A 5,557-nucleotide genomic window follows, 5' to 3' on the forward strand; every position below is an offset into this window, starting at 1 on the left:
AGGGCTTCGCCCTGCTGCCGGCCTGGCGGCGGACGGGGGCGATCGCCGCCGGGGTCGCCCGCGCCCGGCGGGCCGCCTCCGCGCGGACGGCGGCCGCCCGGGCCGTGGAGCGACAGGAACGCGCGGCGTCCCGCCTGCTGCACGACGAGGTCATCCACGCGCTGCGCGCGGTGGCCCTGCCCGCGGGTGCGATCGACCCGCCGCGGGTCCGGGCGGCGGCGGGCCGGGCGGCCGAGCTGCTCGACCGGGCCGGGGGTCGACCGGCCCCGGAGCGGGAACTCGGGCCGGCGTTGCGACGCGTGGCCGGCCGGGCCGGGGTGCCGGTCGATCTGCGGCTCTCCGGATCTGGCCGCCTGCCGGCGCGGGTGGTCGACGCCCTGACCGGGGCGACCGGCGAGGCGTTGCGCAACTGCGAGCGGCACGCGCGGAGCACGACCGTGCTCGTCGAGGCGGTCGTCGACGACGAGGGCTGCTCGGTGCGGATCGCCGACGACGGCTGCGGCTTCGACCCGGCGGCGGTGGCGTCCGGACCGCTCGGGTTCGGCCAGTCGATCGTCGCCCGGGTGGCGGAGGTCGGCGGGTCGGCCGAGGTCGCCTCGACTCCCGGGCGTGGCACCACCTGGACGCTGGCCTGGCGCATCGCGCCGGCCGGCGGGTCGTCCCCGGTCCTGCTCACCGAACTGGCCGGCACCCGCCGGCGCATCGTGCTCGGTCTGGCGGTGCCGGGCATGGCGCTGGTCCTGGTCCAGGCCGCCCTGCACCACGACCGGCTGTCCGACCCGGTCCCCGCCCTGGCCGCGGTCGCGGTCGTCACCGGGCTGACCGTGGTTGCCGCCCGGACGATCACCCGGCGACCGCTGTCCGGCGCCGAGTCGGTGGTGCTGGTCGTCGCGGCCGCGCTCGCCGCCCTGGCCGGCGGGGTGGGGCTGACCCCCAGCGGTGACATCCCGGTCGCCTACTTCGCCTCCGGTGCCGGCGCGCCCGCGCTGGTGCTGGTGGCGGTGTTCCGGCCGGCCTGGGAATCGATCGCCGGGGTGGTGCTGGCCGGGGCCGCCGTGGTGGTCACCCTGATCCGGCTCGCGCCCGACGGGAGCCTGCTGCTGCCCGGGCTGCCCTCGGTCACGGCGACCGTCATCGGGGTCGCCACGCTGTTGGGCTGCCGGTTCGCCATCGACCGGGTCGCCCGGTCCATCCGGCGCCAGGAGGAGATGGCCCGCCAGGCCCACGCGGCGGCCGCCGAGCTGCAGGTCTCCCGGGAGGTGCTTTCCGCCCGCCTCGGTCGGGTCCGCGCGTTCGCCGGGCCCTTCCTCACCGCGATCGGCGACGGGCGCACGGACCCGGACGCCGCCGGGATCCGCCGGGCGGCCACCGTGTTGGAGGCCGCGATCCGCGACGACATCCAGCTCGGAGCCCACCTGGACGACCGGACACGGGAGCTGATCGCGACCGCGCGCACCGCCGGCCGCTCGGTCGAGGTGATCGCGGACGGGGACGCCTCGCCCGCCCTGCCGCCCGGTCTGGTCGCCCGCCTGCTGACCGCCGCGTTGGACGGGCCGGACCGTCCCGCCCGGACGGTGCTGACGGTGCTCGCAGCGCCGGCCGGTGCGGCCCCCGGCGGTGCGGTCAGCCTCCTGGTGAGCCCCCCACCCGCGGGTCCGGCGCTGACCGGGATCGCCGGCGAGTGGGGCGCGCGGGTGCTGCGCACGCCCGACCTGCTCCTGCTGCGGTTCGACGCGGGGGCCGTCGCGACGGGCCCACCGACCCGGCGGGCACCCGGACCACCCGACGACACCGGTGAGGATGCATGAACGACCCGACGGACCCGCCGCTGCGCCTGACCGCGGTGGACGACCATCCGTTCGTCCTCAACGGCATCCGACGGACGGTCCGGGACCGCGCGCCGTGGGTGCAGGTGATCGGCCCCCCGTGCACCGTCGCCGAGCTCACCGCCGGACGGATCGGCGAGCCGGCCGGTGGGCCGGGTCTGGGGCCGCCGCCGGCCGCCCCGGCGGCGGTCGACGTGGTGATCCTGAACCTGGACCGGCCCAGCGGCGGCGGCGACCCGGCCGCGGACGTGCGAGCGATCCGCCGGGCCGGCGCGCAGGTGCTCCTGGTGACCGAGCGCGAGCAGCCCGACCCGCTGTGCCGGGCCGTCGCGGCCGGGGCGGCCGGGCTGGTCGGCCCGGCCGATCCGGCCGGCCGCCTGGTGCATGCCCTGCGCTCGGTGCGGGTCGGTGCGCCGGTGGTCGGCGAGCGGCTCGCCCGGGCGCTGCTGACGGACCGCTCCTGGGTGACGCTGCTGGCGCCGAGATTCGTGCGGGCGTTCGAGTTGCTGGCCACCGGCCTGGCGCCGGCCGACATCGGCAGCCGGTTGGATCCACCGGTCGCGGCGGCGACCGTCCGGGCCTACCTGCATCACGGCATCGGGCTGTACCGGACCGCGCGGCGGGATCCCCGGGCCACGGCCGGACCCGACCGGCCGGACCGCCCGGCGCCGGCCCCGCTCGCCGCCATGGGCTGGGACGAGCGGGGGATCGCCGGGGTCGTGCGGGCCCCGGCCCCGGCCCCGTACGCCGGTGGCGCACCCCCGGTGCCGGAGCACCGGTGATGCGCCACCGAGAGAACGGGCCGTCGGCCGGGAGCGGTCAGGCGGCCGCCCCGTTGTGGTCGTGCGCGTCCGGCACGGCCAGCAGCGACAGCTGCGACTGGGCGCGCAGCTGCGCCCGCTTGTCCCGGGCCGGCACGCCGTTGATGTCCTCGGTCGAGTACCCGTAGACGCCGGTCGCCCAGGCGGCCGCGTCGAGGTTGCGGTCGAAGGCGACCCGGTCGACGTTGCCCAGGTTGTCGCACGCCTGGTGGTAGCACGCGTCGTAGGCCTCGCCCGCGGTGCCGCCCCACAGGGCCGCCTGCTCCTCGGTCTTGATGTCCTCGGCCCCGGTGAACAGGCCGCCGGCCGGGATGCCGACCGTGATGAACTCGCCGTAGTCCGAACGGCCGTCGAAGTCGGTGCCCTGGGTGGGCACGCCGAGCCGGTTCTGGAAGAAGTCGACGAAGGTCTTCTCGATCTGGGCCGACCCGAACGGCCCGGAGCCCGCGCCCTCGGCGTCGGAATCGTCACCGTCGTAGACGAAGTAGCCGGCGTTGGGCGAGCCGATCATGTCGAAGTTCAGGTACAGCGCGATGTCCAGCTGCTGCTCGAAGTCCAGGCTGCGGACGTACTCGGTCGAGCCGACCAGGCCGAGTTCCTCGGCGCCCCACCAGGCGAACCGGATGGCATTGTTGGTCTTCGGGGAACCGCCGAGCTGGGTGGCGATCTCGAGCAGGCCGGCCGAACCGGTGCCGTTGTCGTTGATCCCCGCGCCGGCGGGCACGCTGTCCAGGTGGGCCCCGAGCATCACCACGTTGTCGGTCCGTCCGGTCCGGGTCTGCGCGATGACGTTCTGGGAGGTGCGCGTCTGCTCCTCGGTCCGCATGTCGACGGTGACCACGGAGCCGGCCAGGCCGGCCAGCGTCGTCCCGTCCTCCTGGCTCATCCCGCCGACCGGGATCGGTCCGGGATTGGTGATGGTGACGTTGGTCAGCGGCCCGGGCACGTTGTTGCTGACGGCCGCCGCGATGGCGCCCGCCGCAGCGGCATTGAGCGCCTTGGACTCGAACGTGCAACCGCCCCGGCGGATCAGGGCGACCGTGCCGGTGTAGTCCTGCCCTGCGAAGTCGGCCGCCTCGCACCCGGTCGTCGCGTCCTCGGGGACCACGGCCAGCGGGCCGGTCACGCCCCCCTCGGGCGTCTCGATACTCTCGGCCATCTTGACGATCTCGTACTGGCCGTCCCCCTGCACCTGCAGCGACGACGCCAGGGAGACCTCGACCGGGTAGCTGAAGTCCTGCACCTCGTAGTCGAAGCCGGCCCGCTGCAACTGCCGCACGACGTAGGCGACACTGGCGTCGTAGCCGGGAGTGTCGAGCACGGTGGCGCTCGGTGCGGCGCGGTTGCCGCCGTTGGCGTCGGCGATCCGCTGGAAGGCGATCAGGTGCCGGTTGGCCTGGGTCGCCTTGACCTTCTTGACAAGTTGCTCCGCCAAACGGGTTTCCTTGCCGGCGCCGCCGCTGCCGGCGCCCGCCGGGGGTGCCAGCAGGCCGCCGACCATGAGCAGGGTACTGACCAGGACCACGCCGGCTCGCCGTGCGGAGCGCATGCATTCACCTTTCGGGCAGGGGTCAGTGACGCCAGGTAAGCCGGCGTTCACTTTTTGTGATGTGAGTGAGATAACACTGTGAGCCGCCTGTCCGTCAAGGCCGGGCCGTAGGCCATCCGGGGGTGAAATCCTTTGCGCGGCATACGAAATGCCGAAATCACCCGACCTGTCCGAGATGACTGGATCGTGACTGCCCGGTGACTCACGGTGAACCGTTCGCCGGGTGCCGTCGTATGCCTGGTGGTGCCGGGAGGCGGACCGGCCAACCGGTGCCGGTCCGACGAGCAAAGGAGCGGGCATGTCACGGACGGGTAGCGGTCGGGCGGGGCGGCGTGGCGGAGCATGGCGGGCCGTGGTGGTCGGGCTCGCCGTCGGCTGCGCGGGGGTGGCCGCCGCCCCGGTCGCGGCGGCGGACCATGGCCCCGGTGGGGCCTCCCGGCCGGCCACCTACCAGCTACCGGGCCAGCCGGCCGGCTCGACCTTCGAGGGGATCGGCCTGGACGCGCGGCGCGGCGTCTTCTACGTCAGCGAGGTGACCGGCGGCGAGATCAGCCGGGGTCGGGTCGACACGCCGCTGGCGCGAGCATGGTTGGGCGGCAACGACACCGACGGCCGGATCACCGCGCGCGGCATCACCGTCGACCGGCAGGGTCGGGTCTACATCGCCGGTGGGCCGAACCGGACGAGCGACCCGGCCCGGCCGGACCGCCCGGACCTGTGGGTGTACTCGAGCGAGGGCCGGCTGCTGGCCGCCCTCCAGGTCCCGGCCGGCGGGGCGTTCCTGAACGACGTGACGATCGGCCCCGACGGGGCCGCCTACTTCACCGATTCCTCCCCGACGCCGCGCATCTTCCGGGTCGCCCAGGACCGGTCCGGCTGGTCGGTCACCCTCTGGCGGGACGCGACCGCGACCATCCCGACGCAGGCCGGTTTCAACCTCAACGGCATCGTCGCCACCCCGGACGGGCGGGCCCTGCTGGCCGTGCAATCGGTGACGGGCCGCCTGTGGCGGTTCGACCTGCGGTCCGACCGGATCGACCCGGTGCCGGTGACCGGTGGGGCCGACCTGACCGGCGGTGACGGCCTGGTCCGCCACGGCGCGACACTGTATGTGGTGCGCAACTTCCCGCGGCAGCTGGTCACCCTCCGGCTGACCGACGGGTTCGCCCGGGCCACCCTGGTGTCCGCGGTCGCGACCGACGCCGACCGGGTGTTCACCACTGCCGCCTACGACCGGGGCCGGTTGCTCGCGGTGGACAGCCGGTTCGACGACGGGCCCGCCGCGGTGCCGCCGTACGAGGTGGTCGCCCTGCCGGTGCGCTGAGTCGGGCGGCCGGGCGGCGGTGACGCCCGGCCGCCCG

General features: G+C 75.3%; 4 protein-coding genes. 3 read left to right on the plus strand and 1 reads right to left on the minus strand.

What is annotated here, in order from left to right:
• Both ACOJUF_RS20455 and ACOJUF_RS20460 read left to right on the plus strand, forming a co-directional pair.
• On the plus strand, window positions 1-1,808 hold a 1,808-nt coding region (locus ACOJUF_RS20455; RefSeq protein WP_420123660.1), incomplete at its 5' end, for a sensor histidine kinase.
• Window positions 1,805-2,608 carry a hypothetical protein gene (locus ACOJUF_RS20460; protein WP_420123661.1) on the plus strand — a complete coding sequence of 268 codons (804 nt, stop codon included), beginning with the start codon at window positions 1,805-1,807 and terminating at the stop codon, window positions 2,606-2,608. The genes ACOJUF_RS20455 and ACOJUF_RS20460, both read left to right, overlap by 4 nt.
• A 37-nt stretch (window positions 2,609-2,645) precedes the next feature.
• Here the strand turns inward: ACOJUF_RS20460 and ACOJUF_RS20465 are convergent, their stop codons facing one another.
• Window positions 2,646-4,196 (minus strand): M28 family metallopeptidase, encoded by a 1,551-nt coding sequence (locus ACOJUF_RS20465; protein WP_420123662.1) that lies wholly within the window; start codon window positions 4,194-4,196, stop codon window positions 2,646-2,648.
• Between the two features lie 298 nt (window positions 4,197-4,494).
• On the opposite strand from ACOJUF_RS20465, the gene ACOJUF_RS20470 reads away from it, so the two are divergent.
• The gene (locus tag ACOJUF_RS20470; protein WP_420123663.1) at window positions 4,495-5,520 is read left to right on the plus strand and encodes an SMP-30/gluconolactonase/LRE family protein; all 1,026 of its coding nucleotides are present in this window, start codon (window positions 4,495-4,497) and stop codon (window positions 5,518-5,520) included.
• Window positions 5,521-5,557 lie beyond the last annotated feature (37 nt).

Origin of the sequence: Nakamurella sp. (assembly GCF_048594475.1) — a bacterium.
GTDB lineage: Bacteria > Actinomycetota > Actinomycetes > Mycobacteriales > Nakamurellaceae > Nakamurella.

Coding starts and splice junctions, on each gene's coding strand:
- ACOJUF_RS20460 (WP_420123661.1), top strand. CDS start 1,805: ATGAACGACCCGACGGACCCGCCGCTGCGCCTGACCGCGGTGGACGAC.
- ACOJUF_RS20465 (WP_420123662.1), bottom strand. CDS start 4,196: ATGCGCTCCGCACGGCGAGCCGGCGTGGTCCTGGTCAGTACCCTGCTC.
- ACOJUF_RS20470 (WP_420123663.1), top strand. CDS start 4,495: ATGTCACGGACGGGTAGCGGTCGGGCGGGGCGGCGTGGCGGAGCATGG.